This window comes from Streptomyces sp. NPDC006326 (assembly GCF_040612915.1).
In the GTDB taxonomy this organism is placed as follows: Bacteria; Actinomycetota; Actinomycetes; order Streptomycetales; family Streptomycetaceae; genus Streptomyces.
Genome location: NZ_JBEXRC010000001.1, coordinates 240,428 through 256,136 on the forward strand (window position 1 = coordinate 240,428; position 15,709 = coordinate 256,136).

Sequence of the window (15,709 nt, forward strand, 5' to 3'; positions counted from 1 at the left end):
GGGAGCGATGGGCCGAGCAGATGCGCGCAAGGCGCAGCAGCAGCGCAGTGCGCGGCGGGCGCCGCGCGGGCGCGCCACCGGGAAGGGGCGGGCCGGCAAGCCGACCGGCATACGCCGCTTCTTCACGTGGAAGAAGATCCTGGGGGCCTTCTTCGGGGTGATCCTGCTCGGCATGGCCGCGCTGGTCGCCCTCTACTTCTACGTCGACGAGCCCGACCCCAACGCCGACGCCATCCAGCAGAGCAACGTCTACAAGTACGCCGACGGCTCGATCATGGCGCGCGACGGGAAGATGAACCGGGAGATCGTGCCGATCGACCGGGTCCCCAAGGAAGTCCAGACCGCCTTCATCGCCATCGAGAACAAGTCCTTCTACCAGGACCGCGGCGTGGACTTCCTCGGCGTCGCACGCGGGGTGTTCAACACGGTCACCGGCAAGGGCAAGGCCGGCGGTTCGACGATCACCCAGCAGTACGTCAAGAACTTCTACCTGAACCAGGACCAGACGGCGACCCGCAAGCTCAAGGAGCTGGTGATCTCCCTCAAGGTCGACCAGCGCATGGAGAAGGACGACATCCTCGCGGGTTACCTGAACACCAGTTACTTCGGGCGCGGCGCCTACGGCATCCAGGCCGCCGCCCAGGCCTACTACGGCGTCGACGTCGGCCAGCTCACCCTGGAGCAGGGCGCCTACCTGGCCGCCGTCCTCCAGGCCCCCAGCCAGTACGACTGGGCCGTGGCCGGCGACAACGGCAAGAAGCTGGCGATGGTCCGCTTCAACGGCGTCCTCGACAACATGGTCGAGATGGGCAAGCTCGACGCCGAGAAGCGCAAGACCCTGACCTTCAAGGAGCCGGTCAAGCCCAAGGCCACCCCGGGCCTGGAGGGCCAGAAGGGCTACCTGAAGCAGGCGGCCGACGCCGAGCTGCGGCGGCAGACGAACATGACCGAGGCCCAGCTCAAGGCCGGCGGCTGGGAGATCGTCCTCAACATCGAGCCGAAGAAGCAGGCGGCGATGGAGCAGGCCGTCCAGGACGAGCTGGAGTCCCAGCTCAAGCGCAACGACCGGCCCGTCGACGCGAGCGTGCAGGCGGGCGCCACCTCCGTGGACCCGAAGACCGGCCACATCGTCGCCATGTACGGCGGCACCGGCCTGTCCGACCACTGGTCGAGCAACGCCCTGCGCACCGACTTCCAGCCGGGATCCACCTTCAAGCCGGTCGTACTGGCCTCGGCGCTGGAGAACAAGGCGACCACGCACGACGGCAAGCCGATCACGCCGAACGCGCTCTACGACGGCACCAGCAAGCGCCCGGTCGTCGGCAGCGACGTCCCGTTCGCCCCGCAGAACCAGGACAACGTCAACTACGGCGACCCGCTGCTCACCGTCCAGGCGGCCACCAACTCCTCCGTGAACTCCGTCTACGCGCAGATGATCGTGGACGTGGGCCCGCCGAAGGTGAAGAAGACGGCCCTCCAGCTCGGCATGAAGGACCGCGACGGCTGGCCCGAGGACAAGCCGGCCATGTCGCTGGGCACCATGAGCGCCAACACCATGGAGATGGCGGGCGTCTACGCCACCTTCGACAACCACGGCAAGAAGGTCACCCCGGCCATCATCAAGAGCGCCAAGCACGCCGACCGCCAGTTCACGCCGGTCGAGTCCGTCGGCGGCCAGGCCATCACCCGCGAGACCGCCGACACGGTGACCAAGGTGCTCACCGGCGTCGTCAACGACGGCTCCGGCAAGGCCGTCAAGAGCTCCGCCTACCAGGCCGCCGGCAAGACCGGCACCACCGAGTCCAACGTGGCCGCGTGGTTCACCGCGTACACCCCGGAACTCGTCACCGTCGTCGCGATGTTCGGCGAGGAGCCCGGCACCGCCAAGCAGGTCACCCTCACCGGTACCGCCGGCGGTGGCCGAGCGGGTGGTTCCAGCTTCCCCGCCGAGATCTGGAAGGCGTACACGCTGGCCGCGCTCAAGGGCGTCAAGACCGGCGAGTTCGACCTGGAGGAGGCCAAGATGGGGGCGCCGGCGGCGCCCAGCCGCAGCACCACCCCGTCGAGCTCGGCGAGCTCGTCCAGCCCCGCGCCGAGCACCAGCAGCCACGCGCCGCAGTCCCCGGACCCGAGCAAGAGCCCGCAGTCCCCGGACCCGAGCAAGAGCTCGGCGAAGCCGGACCCGACCAAGAGCCCGAAGCCGGACCCGACCAAGAGCCCGCCGAACCCGCCGTTCCCGCCCGTGGTGAACCAGGAGCAGTAGGCGCCTGGAGCCGGAGGTTCCCGTACGACCGCCGCCCCGCAGCATCCGTGCTGCGGGGCGGCGGTCTTCGCGTACGGGCCGGTCAGCGCCGGTCGTGCGTCCCCGGCAGCGGGAGCTCGAACCAGACCACCTTGCCGCTGCTCAGCCGGGTCGCCCCCCAGCGGCGGGCCATGCGGTTGACGAGGAACAGGCCCCGGCCGCCCTCGTCGGTCTCCCGCGCCCGGCGCTGGCGCGGCAGCTGCGGGGAATCGTCCCCGACCTCGCAGCGCAGGACGTCCGTCCGCAGCAGGCGCAGCGTGACCGGCCGCTCCGCGTACCGGACGGCATTGGTCACCACCTCGCTGACCAGCAGTTCCAGCGAGTCCTGGAGGTCCTCCAGACCCCACCGGCCCAGCGCGCGGCGGGCGAACCGGCGGGCCCGGCCCGGAGCGGTCTCCTCCGGGTCCAGGAACCAGTAGGCCACGTCACTGGGCGCGATCCCGTCGAAGCGGGCGGCGAGCAGCGCGATGTCGTCGTCCCGGTCGCCCGGACCGAGCATGTCCAGGACGTCGTCGCACAGCGCCTCCAGCGGCGGCGGGTGGTCGAGCCCGGTCAGCTGCGCGGTGGTGGCCAGGCGCTCGCGCAGCTGCTCGATGCCGGTCCACACGTCGCGCAGCCGGCTCTCGACCAGCCCGTCGGTGTAGAGCAGCAGGGTGGCCCCGGCGGGCGCGTCCAGTTCCACGGCCTCGAAGTCGACGCCGCCGACCCCGATGGGCGCGCCGGGGGGCACCCGCAGCACCTCGGCACGGCCGCCGAGGTGCAGGAGCACCGGCGGCGGGTGGCCGGCGTTGGCGATGGTGATCCGGTGCGAGACCGGGTCGTAGACGGCGTACAGGCAGGTGGCCATGCGGTCGGAGCCGAGGCGCTGGGCCTGCTCGTCCAGGTGGTGCAGGACCTCGGCGGGCGGCAGGTCGAGCTGGGCCAGGGTCTGCGCGGTGGTCCGGAGTTGGCCCATGATCGCGGCCGAGGTCATGGAGTGGCCCATGACGTCGCCGACCACGAGCGCGACCCGGCTGCCGGGCAGCGGTATGGCGTCGTACCAGTCGCCGCCCACCCGGGCGGTCTCGGCGGCGGGCAGGTAGCGCGATGCCAGCCGGACGCCGGTGGGCTGCGGCAGGCTGTCGGGGAGCATGGTGCGCTGGAGCTCGTCGGCGATGTACGCCTCGCGGCCGTACAGCACCGCCTTGTCGATGCCGAGCGCGGTGTGGGTGGCCAGCTGGGCGGCGACCAGGAGGTCGTTCTGCTCGAATGCGGGCCGTTCGGGGCTGCGCAGGAACACGGCCGCACCGATGACGCGGCGCCGGCCGCGCAGCGGGGCGAGGATGGCCCGCCGGCCGCGCGGTACGGGATGCTCGGCGCCCAGGAGTTCGGGGAGGGCGTCCTGCGCGCCGACGGCGGACTCGAAGACCGGCCGTACGCCGCGCAGGACTTCGGCGAGTGCCCCGCCGGGGCGGATCTCGCACAGCTCGGCGGCGGGCAGGTCACCCTGCGGGCCGACCATCGGCAGCTGGCTGAAGTCGAGCTCGCCGCCGGCCCCCGCGGCCCCGGCGCCCTCGGCCCCCGGGGTGCCCGCTGCCGCCGGGCCGGCCCCGGGCGGGCCGGCGGCGGTCGCGGTCAGGGCTCCGGTCAGATCGTCGATCGGGCGGAGCCGGTCGGTGCGGCGCAGCCTTAACACCACCGGGCCGACGGGGCGCTCGTCCCCGACCGGCAGCGGGTCCCGCAGGTAGACGAGGATGGCGTCCGAGAACGTCGGCACCGTGGCCCGGCACAGCCCGAGCACGATCTCGTCGAGGTCGATGCCGCGGGCGATGCGCCGGGTGGCGGCCCCCACGAAGCGCAGCCGGTCCCCTTCCCGGCGGGCCACTGCGCCGCCGGCCGCGGCGGCGCTCCCGCCGCCCGTCCCGCTCCCGTCCTGGCCGGACGGCCCGGCGGCCGGGCCGGCGGGCTCCTGCGCCGTGAGCCCGGCCCGCGCCGCGGGACCGTCCCCGGCGTCGGCCTGCCCGGCTGCCCCGCCCTGGAGGTCGATGTCGTGGTCCCACCCGTCGACCGCGTCCTCGCCGCCGGCGCTGCCGCCGCCCGGGGCCGCCGATGCACTGCGGGCCGCTGCGAGTTCGCGCGTGCCGCCCGGTATCCCGGACCGGCCGGCCGCCGCCTCACCGGCCTCCCGGCCGCCGCCGGGCACCGGGTCCTGGCCCTCGGGCACGGCCGGGCCGCGGGCCGCGTTCTTCGCCGCCTCGCCGTCGCGCCCGCGGGAGCCGCCGACCCCGCGCGTGCGGGGCCGCGGGACCTCCGCGCCCCGGCCGCCGACCGGTGCGTCGGGGGCCGGCCAGGCCGCATCCCCCTCGGTCTCCGCGTGCGGGCGCCCGGCGTCGCGGGCAGCGCCGCGTACGGCCTCGGCGGCCGGGACGGGGGCCTTGCCGTGGCCCAGCTCGTCGGTCCCTCCGCCGGCGGCGGTGGCCTTGCCGCGGCCGGGCTCGTCCGTCCCACCGCCGGAGGCAATGGCGGCGGGCTGCGGGCCCTCCTGCGAGGTGGGGTACTCCGTCACGCGTGGAATTCCGTCCGTTTGCGCTCGATGTGCGCTGCACTCAACTCGGTCAGTCGCGGTATACCCGCTCAGCGGCGGGGGCACCATCACCCGCGGTTCCGCGTCCCGCTCGTTACCTCTCGCTCTGCGCTGACCTCCGGTCAAGTCCCGCGTACGGCACGATCTTTAGAGTGGCACCCACCGGGCGCGGCGTCCGCGCCCGGCCTTGCGGAGGGAGATCCTACGGTTGTTCCCCGGGGGCGCATCAAGGGTCTCATGAGGTCATATGCGCCGGGGTGCGGTCCCAGTCCTCGGGCAGCACCGGAACTCCCCACGCCGGGTCCGGCCGCCAGTCCTGCCAGCCGTCGCGGAACGGCGCCCCCCACCCCGAGATCAGGTCGACCGCGGCCCGTCCGGCCTCCCGCACCTGCCGCGCCTGCTCCGCGCCGATCAGGCCGGACCGCTGCGCCTGCGCGAACTCGTCCTCGTCGCGCCACTCCCACGTGCGGTCGGGGTAGACGGAGATGTCCAGGAAGTGGTCGACGGAGTCCACCCCGCCGGCCCACCGCGTCCGGGGCTCCTCAAGGTTCACGTACCAGTTCTTGAACCGCCAGCCGTGCTCCCAGAACAGCCACACCGACCAGGGGTCCCCGGGCCGGGCCAGCTTCAGCACCCCCGCGCCGAACCAGCGCGCGCGTACGGTCGTGCGCGGCGCGGTGTAACGGGTGGCGAGCGGCTCCTCGTGTACCGGGGTGCCGTCGGCGAGCACCGGTTTGACGCACTCGGTGCCCGGGGCCATCCACACCGCCAGCAGCTCGTCGGTGTCCCGCACCACGGTCACCGGACGGCAGATGTGGACCGCGCCCTTGAGCCCCGGGGCGTGGTCGCGGTAGCGCCAGAGGATCTGCTCCCCCGGCCGCCAGCGGGTGCCTTGCGCGTCGCCGCCCCCGCGGCCTGCCGTCCCTGTCATGCGCAGATCTTAGGGCGGGGGCCACCGCGCCCGCTGCGGTGCAGGTCACGGAGGTGTTCGGGGACGGGAAACGACCGAATCCGGCCCCTGCCCAGTGACGTTTTCAGGGCCTGGTCATCCGCAGGACGTCCAGGGCCTCGTCCAGCTGTTCCAGGGTGAGGTCCCCGCGGTCCACGTAGCCGGACTCCAGGACGACCTCCCTGATCGTCTTCCGCTCCGCCAGGGACCTCTTGGCGACCTTGGCCGCCTCCTCGTAGCCGATGTACCGGTTCAGCGGGGTCACCACGGAGGGCGAGGACTCGGCGTACTCCCTGGCCCGGGCCGCGTTGGCGGTGATCCCGTCGATCGTGCGGTCGGCCAGCAGCCGGCTCGCGCTGCCGAGCAGCCGGATCGATTCCAGGAGGTTCCTCGCCATCACCGGGAGCATCACATTGAGCTCGAAGTTGCCCGCCGCACCCGCGACGGCGACCGCCGTGTCGTTCCCGGTGACCTGTGCGGCGACCATGAGCACGGCCTCCGGGATCACCGGATTGACCTTCCCGGGCATGATCGAGGACCCCGGTTGCAGGTCGGGCAGATTGATTTCGGCCAATCCCGTGCGCGGGCCCGAGGCCATCCAGCGCAGGTCGTTGGAGATCTTGGTGAGCGAGACGGCGATTGTACGGAGCACACCCGAGGTCTCCACCAGCGCGTCCCGCGCCCCCTGGGCCTCGAAGTGGTTGCGGGCCTCGGTCAGCGGCAGCCCGGTCGCCCGGGCCACCTCGGCGATGACGGCCGCGGAGAATCCGGGCGGCGTGTTGATCCCCGTACCCACCGCCGTCCCGCCGAGCGGCAGTTCGGCGAGCCGGGGCAGGGCCGAGCGCAGCCGCTCGACGCCGAGGCGCACCTGCGCGGCGTATCCGCCGAACTCCTGGCCCAGCGTCACCGGGGTGGCGTCCATCAGGTGGGTGCGGCCCGCCTTGACCACCTCGGCGAACTCGGCGGACTTGCGCTCCAGGGCGGCCGCGAGGTGCTCCAGGGCGGGGATCAGCTCGCCGGTGACGGCGGCGGTCGCGGCGATGTGGATGGACGACGGAAAGACGTCGTTGGAGCTCTGCGAGGCGTTGACGTGGTCGTTGGGATGCACGTCGCGACCGAGCCGCTCGGTGGCCAGGGTGGCGATCACCTCGTTGGTGTTCATGTTGGAGGAGGTTCCGGAGCCGGTCTGGAACACGTCCACCGGGAAATGCCCGTCCCACCGGCCCTCGGCCACTTCGGCCGCGGCGGACCGGATGGCCTGCGCGACGTCCTCCTCCACCACGCCGAGGCGGGAGTTCACCTCGGCCGCGGCGGCCTTGATCCGGGCCAGCGCCTCGATGTGGGCGCGCTCCAGCCGCTGCCCGGAGATCGGGAAGTTCTCCACCGCGCGCTGGGTCTGGGCCCGCCACTTGGCGTCCGCGGGCACCCGTACCTCGCCCATGGAGTCGTGCTCGGTCCGGTACGCACCGCGGGTCTGATCGTCGGTCATGTTCACAGCCTCCTCAAAAAGTTGAGCAATTCTCTTGTTCAAACTGTTCCCAACTCCCCTACCGGCCAGTAAATACCCGGGGTAACACTGCTATCGGGGAGGCGTTCATGGGACGTGCACGCACGAAACCCAAGCTCAGATCTACCTTCGCCGCCGTCGCGGCGATCGCGGCCGCCCTCGGGGGCGTCACCGCCATCACCCCCATGGCCCAGGCGGCCACACCCGCCGGGGCCGTGACCCCGCTCTCGCCGGAGCTGGAGGCCGTCCGGGCCGCGGAGGCCACCAGGATCTACGGAGATCCGGCGATCCGCCCGCTCGCCGAGCGCAAGACCGGGCTGATCTCGCTGGGCGACAGCGAGATATCCGGCGAGGGCGTCGGGAACTACGACCCGGCGACCAACACCTCGGCCAACCAGTGCCACCGCTCGCCCGACACGGCGATCCACCGCACCGGCATCCCGGCCGACCTGACCTTCAACGTGGCCTGCTCCGGCGCGTACACCGGCAACATCAGGATCGGCGGCAGCAAGCAGTACGCCGACGAGCTGGTCCAGAGCGACAACCTGGCCATCAAGGCCCGCAACACCCGCATCAAGCTGGTGCTGCTCGTCGCGGGCGCCAACGACGACCTCCAGTTCGGCCCGGTCATGACCGACTGCGTCACCCGCTGGGTCCTCAGCCAGGGCACCTGCGAGCCCAAGTACGCCCCCGGCTGGCAGGCGCGCGTCGACGGCCTGAGGCCGAAGGTCGAGTCGACCGTCGCCGACCTCAAGACGGTGATGCGCGACGCTGGCTACGCCGACTCCGACTACAAGCTGGTCGTGATGGGCTACCCCAGCCCCATCGGGCCCGACTTCCACGACAACCCGGACTTCCCCGGCAAGCTCCCCGGAGGCTGCGCCGGCTACGACTCCGACGCCACCTGGGGCCGCAACCACGCGGTGCCGGCCTTCGAGAAGGGCATGCGCCAGGCGGCCCTCGCCTCCGGCGCCGTCTACCTGGACAACTCGCGGCTCTTCCACGGCCACGAGGTGTGCATGGAGGACCCCTGGGCCCGCGGGCTCTACCTGGACCTCGGCGACCACTTCCCGTGGGACGAGAACACCGCCCGGCAGTCCTTCCACCCCAACTACCGCGGACACGGAGCCTTCGCGTCCTGCCTGACCCAGCTCTACGGCTCCGGTCTGCGCGAGGCCTCCTGCGCCGACCCGGCGAGCACCGGGACACCCGTCCTCCAGGCCGGGGCCTGGGACGCGCTGTACAAGCCGCTGAAGAACGAGGCGAACGGCAACTGCCTGGACTCCGAGGGGGGTTCCAGCGCCAACGGCACGAAGGTCCTCGGCTGGGACTGCCACGGCGGGCGCAACCAGGGCTGGTGGTACGACTCCGCCCGCAAGGCCGTCCACATCGAGCTCACCCAGGACCGCTGCCTGGACGCACCGGGCGCCAACTACGGGGCCGGCACCGGCCTCGTCCTCTGGAACTGCCACGGCGGGGCCAACCAGCAGTGGGTCCGCGACGGCGCCACCGTCCGGCCCGCGGCCGCCCCGGGCATGTGCCTGACCGTGGCCGCGGCGCACGAGCCGCTGCGGCTGCAGACCTGCAACGGATCGGCGAACCAGCGCTTCGCGTAACCGCCGCCCGCCCCGCCAGACCCGTACCCCCCACACCCGGCCGGCGCACCCCGGCCGGGTGGCACCCACCGCGCGGTGCCTCACAGTCCGCGCAGGTACTCCCGTACCTCCCGGGGCCGGTTCGTGATCAGCGTGTCCACGCCGAGGCGCAGGCACAGCTCCACGTCCTCGATCTCGTCCACCGTCCACACCCGCACCCGAAGCCCCTTGGCCTTCAGCCGCCCCACCAGCCCCGGATCCCTCCGCACGAGGTCGATGCCCGGGCCGGCATGGCCCGCGAACGGCGGGCGCAGCGGCCGCAGCGGCCGCTCGATCAGATAGACGGCGGGCAGGCCCGGCGCGAGCCGGTGCAGCCGGACCAGGGCGGTCCGCGAGAAGCTCATCACCTCGACGAGGCCGTCGGCGCCGTCGGCGAGCCCGTGCTCCTTGAGCACCCGCACGAGCTCGGCCTCCAGCCGGCCGCCGGCCCGGGTGGGGTGCTTGGTCTCCACGGCCAGCCCGACGGGCCGGTCCGCGGCCAGCGCCTCCTTGAGCAGGTCCTCGAAGAGCAGCACCTGCGCGCCCCGGTGCTCCTCGCCCTTCCACCGGCCGAAGTCGAGGGCGGACAGCTCCTCGTAGGTCATGGCGGAGACGACCCCGCGCCCGTCCGAGGTCCGCTCCACCCGCCGGTCGTGCACGCACACCAGCCGCCCGTCGGCGCTGAGCCGCACGTCGCACTCCAATGCGTCCGCGCCGTCGGCGATGGCCTGCCGGTAGGCGGCGAGGGTGTGCTCGGGGTGCTCGTGGGAGGCGCCGCGGTGGGCGATCACCCGGATGTCCGTAGGCGTGGGGCTCATGGTGCCGAACCTTAGCGGCCCCCGGCCACCGTCCGGTGACCCGCACCCGCCGCCGCGGTGACGGGCCGCCGGCGGGCAGGGCGCGGGGCAAGCCGAGAGCCCCCGGCGGGTGCCGAGGGCTCTCGGGCTGGTGTTGCCGGCGGATCAGCCGAGGCCGGGGCCGCGGACCGGGATGTGGGTGAAGGTGGGTTCCGGGGCCGGGTTCTGGAAGAAGTCGTTGCCCTTGTCGTCGACCACGATGAAGGCCGGGAAGTCCTCGACCTCGATCTTCCAGACGGCCTCCATGCCGAGCTCCTCGTACTCCAGGACCTCGACCTTCTTGATGCAGTCCTGGGCCAGGCGGGCGGCCGGGCCGCCGATCGAGCCCAGGTAGAAGCCGCCGTGCGTGCCGCAGGCGTCCGTCACCTGCTGCGAGCGGTTGCCCTTGGCCAGCATGACCTTGGAGCCGCCCGCCGCCTGGAACTGCTCGACGTACGAGTCCATGCGCCCGGCCGTGGTCGGCCCGAAGGAGCCCGAGGCGTAGCCCTCGGGGGTCTTCGCCGGGCCGGCGTAGTAGACCGGGTGGTCCTTGAGGTACTGCGGCATGTCCTCGCCCGCGTCCAGCCGCTCCTTGATCTTGGCGTGCGCGATGTCGCGCGCCACGACCAGCGGGCCGGTGAGGGACAGCCGGGTCTTCACCGGGTGCCGGGTGAGGGTCGCCAGGATCGTCTCCATCGGCTGGTTCAGGTCGATGGAGACCACGTCCGAGGACTCGCTGAGGTGCTCGTCGGTGGTGTCCGGCAGGAACCGCGCCGGGTCGCGCTCCAGCTGCTCCAGGAAGACGCCCTCGGCGGTGATCTTCGCGACGGCCTGGCGGTCGGCGGAGCAGGACACCGCGATCGCGACCGGCAGGGAGGCGCCGTGGCGGGGGAGGCGGACGACGCGGACGTCGTGGCAGAAGTACTTGCCGCCGAACTGCGCGCCGATGCCGATCTTCTGGGTCAGCTCGAAGACCTGCTGCTCCAGCGCCTCGTCCCGGAAGCCGTGGCCCAGCGGGGAGCCCTCGCGCGGGAGTTCGTCCAGGTAGTGGGCGGAGGCGTACTTCGCGGTCTTCAGGGCGTGCTCGGCGGAGGTGCCGCCGACGACGATCGCCAGGTGGTAGGGCGGGCAGGCCGCCGTACCGAGCGAGCGGATCTTCTCCTCCAGGAACTTCATCATGGAGGCCTCGTTGAGGACCGCCTTGGTCTCCTGGTACAGGAAGGACTTGTTGGCCGAGCCGCCGCCCTTGGCCATGAAGAGGAACTTGTACGCGCCGCCGTCCGTCGCGTACAGCTCGATCTGCGCGGGCAGGTTCGAGCCGGTGTTCTTCTCCTCCCACATCGTCAGCGGGGCCATCTGCGAGTAGCGCAGGTTCAGCCGCGTGTACGCGTCGTAGATGCCGCGGGAGAGGGCCTCCTCGTCACCCCCCGAGGTGAGCACGTTCTGGCCGCGCTTGCCCATCACGATCGCCGTGCCCGTGTCCTGGCACATCGGCAGGACGCCCGCCGCCGCGATGTTCGCGTTCTTCAGCAGGTCGAGGGCGACGAACTTGTCGTTCGAGGAGGCCTCGGGGTCGTCGATGATGCGGCGCAGCTGCGCGAGGTGCGCCGGGCGCAGGAAGTGCTGGATGTCGTGGATGGCCTCTTCGGCGAGCTTGCGCAGCGCCTCCGGCTCGACCTTGAGGAACGTACGGCCGTCGGCCTCGAAGGTGGAGACGCCTTCGGAGGTCACCAGCCGGTACGGGGTGGTGTCCTCGCCCAGGGGCAGCAGGTCGGTGTACGCAAATTCTGGCATGACGGCAGTCATTCCTCACTCGGCAGACAGCGCTGACGACCGTTGGCAGCGCAGTCAACCAGCGTAGGACCTCCGCCGGGCGCCGTGTCTGTGAGGTAGGGCTCACCGCCGACTATCGCGATCTATCGTGTCTCGCTATGCTGAGGGTCGTGGACCTGGAAAAGCACCCTGCCGCCCCTGCCGGCCCCGCCCCTGCCGGCCCCTCCGGCCCCGCGGCCCTGCGCGCCTCCGACGCCGACCGCGACCGGATCGCGCACATCCTCGCCGACGCCCTGGCCGAGGGCCGGCTGACCGCCGACGAGCACGCCGAGCGCCTCGACTCGCTCTACGCGGTGAAGACGGTGGGGGAGCTGGAGGCGCTCGTACGGGACCTGCCCGCGCCCGGCGGCGCGACCGCAGCCGTGCCCTCGTACGCCCACGCCCCGGCCGGACCGGCCGGGACCGCCGAGACGGTCCTCGCCGTGTGCAGCAGTGCCTCCCGCAAGGGGCGCTGGCGTCCCGGCCCGTACACCCGCGCGGTGTCCGTGATGGGCGACATCGGCATCGACCTCACCGAGGCCGTCTTCGCCCAGCAGGTCACGGAGATCCAGGTGACCTGCGTCCTCGGGAACGTCGAGGTCCTGGTGCCGGAGAACGTGACGCTGCGCGGCTACGGCGGCGGGGTCCTCGGCAACTTCGAGGTGCGGGGCGAGGGCGGCGCCGCCGCCGACCCGAACGCGCCGGTGGTGATCGTCCGCGGCTTCTCGCTCCTGGGCAACATCGAGGCCCGCCGCAAGCCCGGCGCCCGTCTGGTCGACCTCGCCCGCGCCGAGCGCGACCGCCCGGGCGGCCGCTAGCCGACGGTCGGCGGCCACGGTCGGTCCGCCTCCCGGCCGGCGCGCCCGGGGCGGATTTCGGTCGCATTTCCCCGGGACGCCACGCGGACGGCACGCAGTGCATAGGGCCGCGCACAGCGGGTAGGGACAGGTGCATCGTCTCTCGCTTGCGTACCCGTCGTCAGGAGTAGACCGTGCAGCATCCGCCGCATCAGTCCCTGCAGGTAGCCGCCATACCGAGCCTTCGGCCGCGTCCGGCGGCCATGCCGAAGCCGCGGGTGCCGGCGAGGGAAGAGGACGGCCCGTGGCACGCGGAGGCGGTGTGCCGCCGGGACGAGGCGGGCCTCTTCTTCGCCCCCTCCAAGGAGCCGACGGCGGCCAGGCTCGCCCGCGAGGAGGCCGCCAAGCGCGTCTGTGCCCGCTGCCCCGTCATGGTCGCCTGCCGCGAACACGCCCTGCTCCAGCCCGAGCCGTACGGGGTCTGGGGCGGCCTCACCGCGGCCGAGCGCCGGGTCGTGCTCGCCCGGCGCCGCCGCCGCGCGGCGGAACTGCGCCAGGCCCCGGGGGCGGGCCCGATCGCCGCCGCGGGCTGACGCCCGACTGCTCCCGCTCGTCCGACCCGCCGCCCATCCGCCCACCGGGCAGCATCGCGGTCCCCCGGACACCGAAGGGGCGGTCCCGCCGCACGCGGGACCGCCCCTTCGGTGTGCCGTCCGCGGCCTACTGGGCGCGGTCGAAGTCGATCGCGCTGTACGCGCGCAGCTTCGAGAGGCGGTGGGTCGAGTCGATCTGCCGGATGGTGCCCGACTTCGAGCGCATGACCAGCGACGAGGTGGTCGCCGTCTCCGAGCGGTAGTGGACGCCGCGCAGCAGCTCGCCGTCCGTGATGCCGGTGGCGACGAAGAAGACGTTCTCGCCGGACACCAGGTCGTTGGTGTGCAGGACCCGGTCCAGGTCGTGGCCCGCGTCGATGGCCTTCTGGCGCTCGGCCTCGTCCTTCGGCCACAGCTTGCCCTGGATGGTGCCGCCGAGGCACTTGATCGCGCAGGCCGAGATGATGCCCTCGGGGGTGCCGCCGATGCCCAGGAGCAGGTCCACGCCCGTGCCCTCGCGCACCGCCATGACCGAGCCGGCCACGTCGCCGTCCGAGATGAACTTGATCCGGGCGCCCGTCTCGCGGATCTCCTTGACGATGCCCTCGTGGCGGGGGCGGTCCAGGATGACCACGGTGACGTCCTCCACGGCCATGTTCTTGGCCTTGGCGACGCGGCGGATGTTGACCGAGACCGGGGCGTTGATGTCGACGAAGTCGGCCGCCTCGGGGCCCGTGACCAGCTTCTCCATGTAGAAGACGGCGGACGGGTCGAACATGGTGCCGCGGTCGGCGGCGGCCAGGACGGCGATCGCGTTCGGCATGCCCTTGGCGTTGAGCGTGGTGCCGTCGATGGGGTCCACGGCGATGTCGACCTCGGCGCCGGAGCCGTCGCCGACCCGCTCGCCGTTGTAGAGCATCGGCGCTTCGTCCTTCTCGCCCTCGCCGATGACGACGACGCCGTTCATCGAAACGGTGGAGATCAGGGTCCGCATCGCGTTGACCGCGGCGCCGTCGGCGCCGATCTTGTCGCCGCGTCCGACCCACCGGCCCGCGGCCATGGCCGCGGCCTCGGTCACCCGGACGAGTTCCAGGGCGAGGTTGCGGTCGGGGGCCTCGGGAGAGACTTCGAGCTGGGGCGGCAGGTTGTGCTCGGTCATCGGAGCGCACCTTTCTGTACGACGACGGCCGGGGAAGTGAGGGTGACTGGACTCTATCGGTACGTCGACAAATTGAGCATGGCGGGTCACGTATGAGCGGAATATCGGTCAGTCGTTTGGCCTGAGCGGACGTCTTGCGGACCCGGCCGGACCAGACCCCCGGCGGTGATCGCTCCCCGCCATGGGGGACGATGGTGGCGTGGCAGGTATGAAGGGCAAGCAGACGGTCTGGGACATGGTCCGGTCGCTGGCGGTGATCGGTGTCGTGGTCGCCGGTATCTACATTTTCGTCCCGCATGACGAGAAGGCCGACCCGACGCACGTGGTCGACTACCGGGTGGAGACGAACACGGCCCGGCGCGCGGCGCCGTACCCGGTGGCCGCCCCCGTGGGGCTCCCCGGGCAGTGGCGGGCCACCTCGGTGAGCTTCGACCGCAAGGACGCCCACGCGTGGCACCTCGGCTTCCTGGACCCGCAGGGGCAGTACGTGGCGGTCGAACAGTCCAGCGACGCCTCGGCCAAGCACCTGGCCAAGGTGACCCGCCAGGCGCAGCCCACGGGCGCGCGGCAGCAGGTCGGCGACCTGTCCTGGGAGCGCTGGGAGGGCGAGAAGTACGACGCCCTGGTCCGGCAGGAGCAGGGGCACGCCACCGTGGTGACCGGGACGGGGTCCTTCGAGGAGCTCGCCACGATGGCGGCGGCGCTGGAGTTCAAGCAGGGCCAGTAGGCGCGCGGACGCGTCAGACCGCGCGGGCGGGACGCGCGGAAGGCCGCGCACGCCGGGAATCCCCGGGTGCGCGGCCTTTCGCATGTCCGCTCGACGGTGGTGGGTCGGGCGGCGGTGCCGTCGGACGGTGGTGTCAGACGGTGGTGATGACCTCGTCGAAGCTCAGGCGCGGGCCGCGCGGGAACCACGCGTCCTCGCCCGGCTTGCCGATGTTGACGACCATCAGCGGGGTGTGGTCGTCGTCCAGGAACTCCTTCTGGACGGCGGCGAAGTCCAGGCCGGCCATCGGGCCGGCGGCCAGACCGGCGGCGCGGATGCCCACGATGAAGTACGCGGCCTGCAGGGCGGCGTTCACCAGGGCGGTCTGCTCGCGGACCGGGCGCTCGGCGAAGAAGGCGTCCTTGGCCTGCGGGAAGTGCGGCAGCAGGGTGGGGAGCTCCTCGTGGAACTCGTTGTCCGCGGAGAGGATCGCGACGAGCGGCGCGGCGGCGGTCTTGGCCTGGTTGCCCTCGGCCATGTGGGCCACCAGGCGGGCGCGGGCCTCGGCGGAGCGGACCAGGGTGATGCGCAGCGGCGTCGAGTTGAAGGCGGTGGGGCCGTACTTGACCAGGTCGTAGATCGCCTGGACCTGCTCCTCGGTCACCGGCTCGTCGGAGAACGAGTTGGCGGTGCGGGCCTCGCGGAACAGCAGGTCCTGGGCGGCGGAGTCAAGAACGAGAGACATCGGGAAAGCCTTCTTCCATGCGGAGGTGAAGCGATGTCCGAAACTCTACGGCCGAAGTAGTCTAATTTTCAACTAAACCTGCAGTCGAGTGGCTTGAATCACGTTT

At 72.2% G+C, this 15,709-nt stretch carries 12 protein-coding genes; 5 read left to right on the forward strand and 7 right to left on the reverse strand.

Annotated elements, in window-relative coordinates; translation table 11 throughout:
• The first annotated feature begins 7 nt into the window (after positions 1–7).
• On the forward strand, positions 8–2,263 hold the full coding sequence (locus ABZ128_RS01140; protein WP_356845356.1) for a transglycosylase domain-containing protein: 2,256 nt from the start codon (positions 8–10) through the stop codon (positions 2,261–2,263).
• Positions 2,264–2,345: 82 nt separating this feature from the next.
• On the opposite strand, the gene ABZ128_RS01145 is transcribed toward ABZ128_RS01140, so the two are convergent.
• The 3 genes from ABZ128_RS01145 to ABZ128_RS01155 form a co-directional block, all read right to left on the reverse strand.
• Complete coding sequence (locus ABZ128_RS01145; RefSeq protein WP_356845357.1) at positions 2,346–4,847, reverse strand: SpoIIE family protein phosphatase; 2,502 nt, start codon at positions 4,845–4,847, stop codon at positions 2,346–2,348.
• A 253-nt stretch (positions 4,848–5,100) separates the two neighbouring features.
• Positions 5,101–5,796: a DUF402 domain-containing protein gene (locus ABZ128_RS01150; protein WP_356845358.1), complete on the reverse strand. Its 696-nt coding sequence runs from the start codon at positions 5,794–5,796 to the stop codon at positions 5,101–5,103.
• A gap of 103 nt (positions 5,797–5,899) precedes the next feature.
• Positions 5,900–7,303: a class II fumarate hydratase gene (locus ABZ128_RS01155; protein ID WP_356845359.1), complete on the reverse strand. Its 1,404-nt coding sequence runs from the start codon at positions 7,301–7,303 to the stop codon at positions 5,900–5,902.
• A 107-nt stretch (positions 7,304–7,410) separates the two neighbouring features.
• Between ABZ128_RS01155 and ABZ128_RS01160 the strand changes: the two genes are divergently transcribed.
• Complete coding sequence (locus ABZ128_RS01160; protein WP_356845360.1) at positions 7,411–8,937, forward strand: ricin-type beta-trefoil lectin domain protein; 1,527 nt, start codon at positions 7,411–7,413, stop codon at positions 8,935–8,937.
• Positions 8,938–9,017: 80 nt separating this feature from the next.
• Here the strand turns inward: ABZ128_RS01160 and ABZ128_RS01165 are convergent, their stop codons facing one another.
• Both ABZ128_RS01165 and ABZ128_RS01170 read right to left on the reverse strand, forming a co-directional pair.
• Positions 9,018–9,773, reverse strand: coding sequence for a glycerophosphodiester phosphodiesterase family protein (locus tag ABZ128_RS01165; protein WP_356845361.1), 756 nt, complete (start codon positions 9,771–9,773; stop codon positions 9,018–9,020).
• Positions 9,774–9,917: 144 nt separating this feature from the next.
• Positions 9,918–11,585, reverse strand: a complete 1,668-nt coding sequence (locus tag ABZ128_RS01170) for a fumarate hydratase (RefSeq protein ID WP_356845362.1) — start codon at positions 11,583–11,585, stop codon at positions 9,918–9,920.
• Between the two features lie 149 nt (positions 11,586–11,734).
• On the opposite strand from ABZ128_RS01170, the gene ABZ128_RS01175 reads away from it, so the two are divergent.
• Both ABZ128_RS01175 and ABZ128_RS01180 read left to right on the forward strand, forming a co-directional pair.
• Positions 11,735–12,421: a DUF1707 domain-containing protein gene (locus ABZ128_RS01175; RefSeq protein WP_356845363.1), complete on the forward strand. Its 687-nt coding sequence runs from the start codon at positions 11,735–11,737 to the stop codon at positions 12,419–12,421.
• Positions 12,422–12,594: 173 nt separating this feature from the next.
• Complete coding sequence (locus ABZ128_RS01180; RefSeq protein WP_356845364.1) at positions 12,595–12,993, forward strand: WhiB family transcriptional regulator; 399 nt, start codon at positions 12,595–12,597, stop codon at positions 12,991–12,993.
• A 127-nt stretch (positions 12,994–13,120) separates the two neighbouring features.
• Here ABZ128_RS01180 and glpX read toward each other — a convergent pair whose 3' ends face one another.
• Entirely contained in the window at positions 13,121–14,152 is a 1,032-nt protein-coding gene (glpX, locus tag ABZ128_RS01185; RefSeq protein WP_356845365.1) for a class II fructose-bisphosphatase, read from the reverse strand.
• A 208-nt stretch (positions 14,153–14,360) separates the two neighbouring features.
• Here glpX and ABZ128_RS01190 point away from each other — a divergent pair, with 208 nt between their 5' ends.
• Complete coding sequence (locus ABZ128_RS01190) at positions 14,361–14,879, forward strand: DUF4245 domain-containing protein (RefSeq protein ID WP_356845462.1); 519 nt, start codon at positions 14,361–14,363, stop codon at positions 14,877–14,879.
• Between the two features lie 133 nt (positions 14,880–15,012).
• Here ABZ128_RS01190 and ABZ128_RS01195 read toward each other — a convergent pair whose 3' ends face one another.
• Positions 15,013–15,603: a malonic semialdehyde reductase gene (locus ABZ128_RS01195; RefSeq protein WP_356845366.1), complete on the reverse strand. Its 591-nt coding sequence runs from the start codon at positions 15,601–15,603 to the stop codon at positions 15,013–15,015.
• Between the last annotated feature and the right edge of the window lie 106 nt (positions 15,604–15,709).

Excerpts from the sequence above, each read along its gene's own strand:
- ABZ128_RS01165 (WP_356845361.1), bottom strand. The coding sequence starts at position 9,773 with ATGAGCCCCACGCCTACGGACATCCGGGTGATCGCCCACCGCGGCGCC.
- glpX (WP_356845365.1), bottom strand. The coding sequence starts at position 14,152 with ATGACCGAGCACAACCTGCCGCCCCAGCTCGAAGTCTCTCCCGAGGCC.
- ABZ128_RS01150 (WP_356845358.1), bottom strand. The coding sequence starts at position 5,796 with ATGACAGGGACGGCAGGCCGCGGGGGCGGCGACGCGCAAGGCACCCGC.
- ABZ128_RS01160 (WP_356845360.1), top strand. The coding sequence starts at position 7,411 with ATGGGACGTGCACGCACGAAACCCAAGCTCAGATCTACCTTCGCCGCC.
- ABZ128_RS01190 (WP_356845462.1), top strand. The coding sequence starts at position 14,361 with ATGAAGGGCAAGCAGACGGTCTGGGACATGGTCCGGTCGCTGGCGGTG.
- ABZ128_RS01170 (WP_356845362.1), bottom strand. The coding sequence starts at position 11,585 with ATGCCAGAATTTGCGTACACCGACCTGCTGCCCCTGGGCGAGGACACC.
- ABZ128_RS01155 (WP_356845359.1), bottom strand. The coding sequence starts at position 7,303 with ATGACCGACGATCAGACCCGCGGTGCGTACCGGACCGAGCACGACTCC.
- ABZ128_RS01195 (WP_356845366.1), bottom strand. The coding sequence starts at position 15,603 with ATGTCTCTCGTTCTTGACTCCGCCGCCCAGGACCTGCTGTTCCGCGAG.
- ABZ128_RS01140 (WP_356845356.1), top strand. The coding sequence starts at position 8 with ATGGGCCGAGCAGATGCGCGCAAGGCGCAGCAGCAGCGCAGTGCGCGG.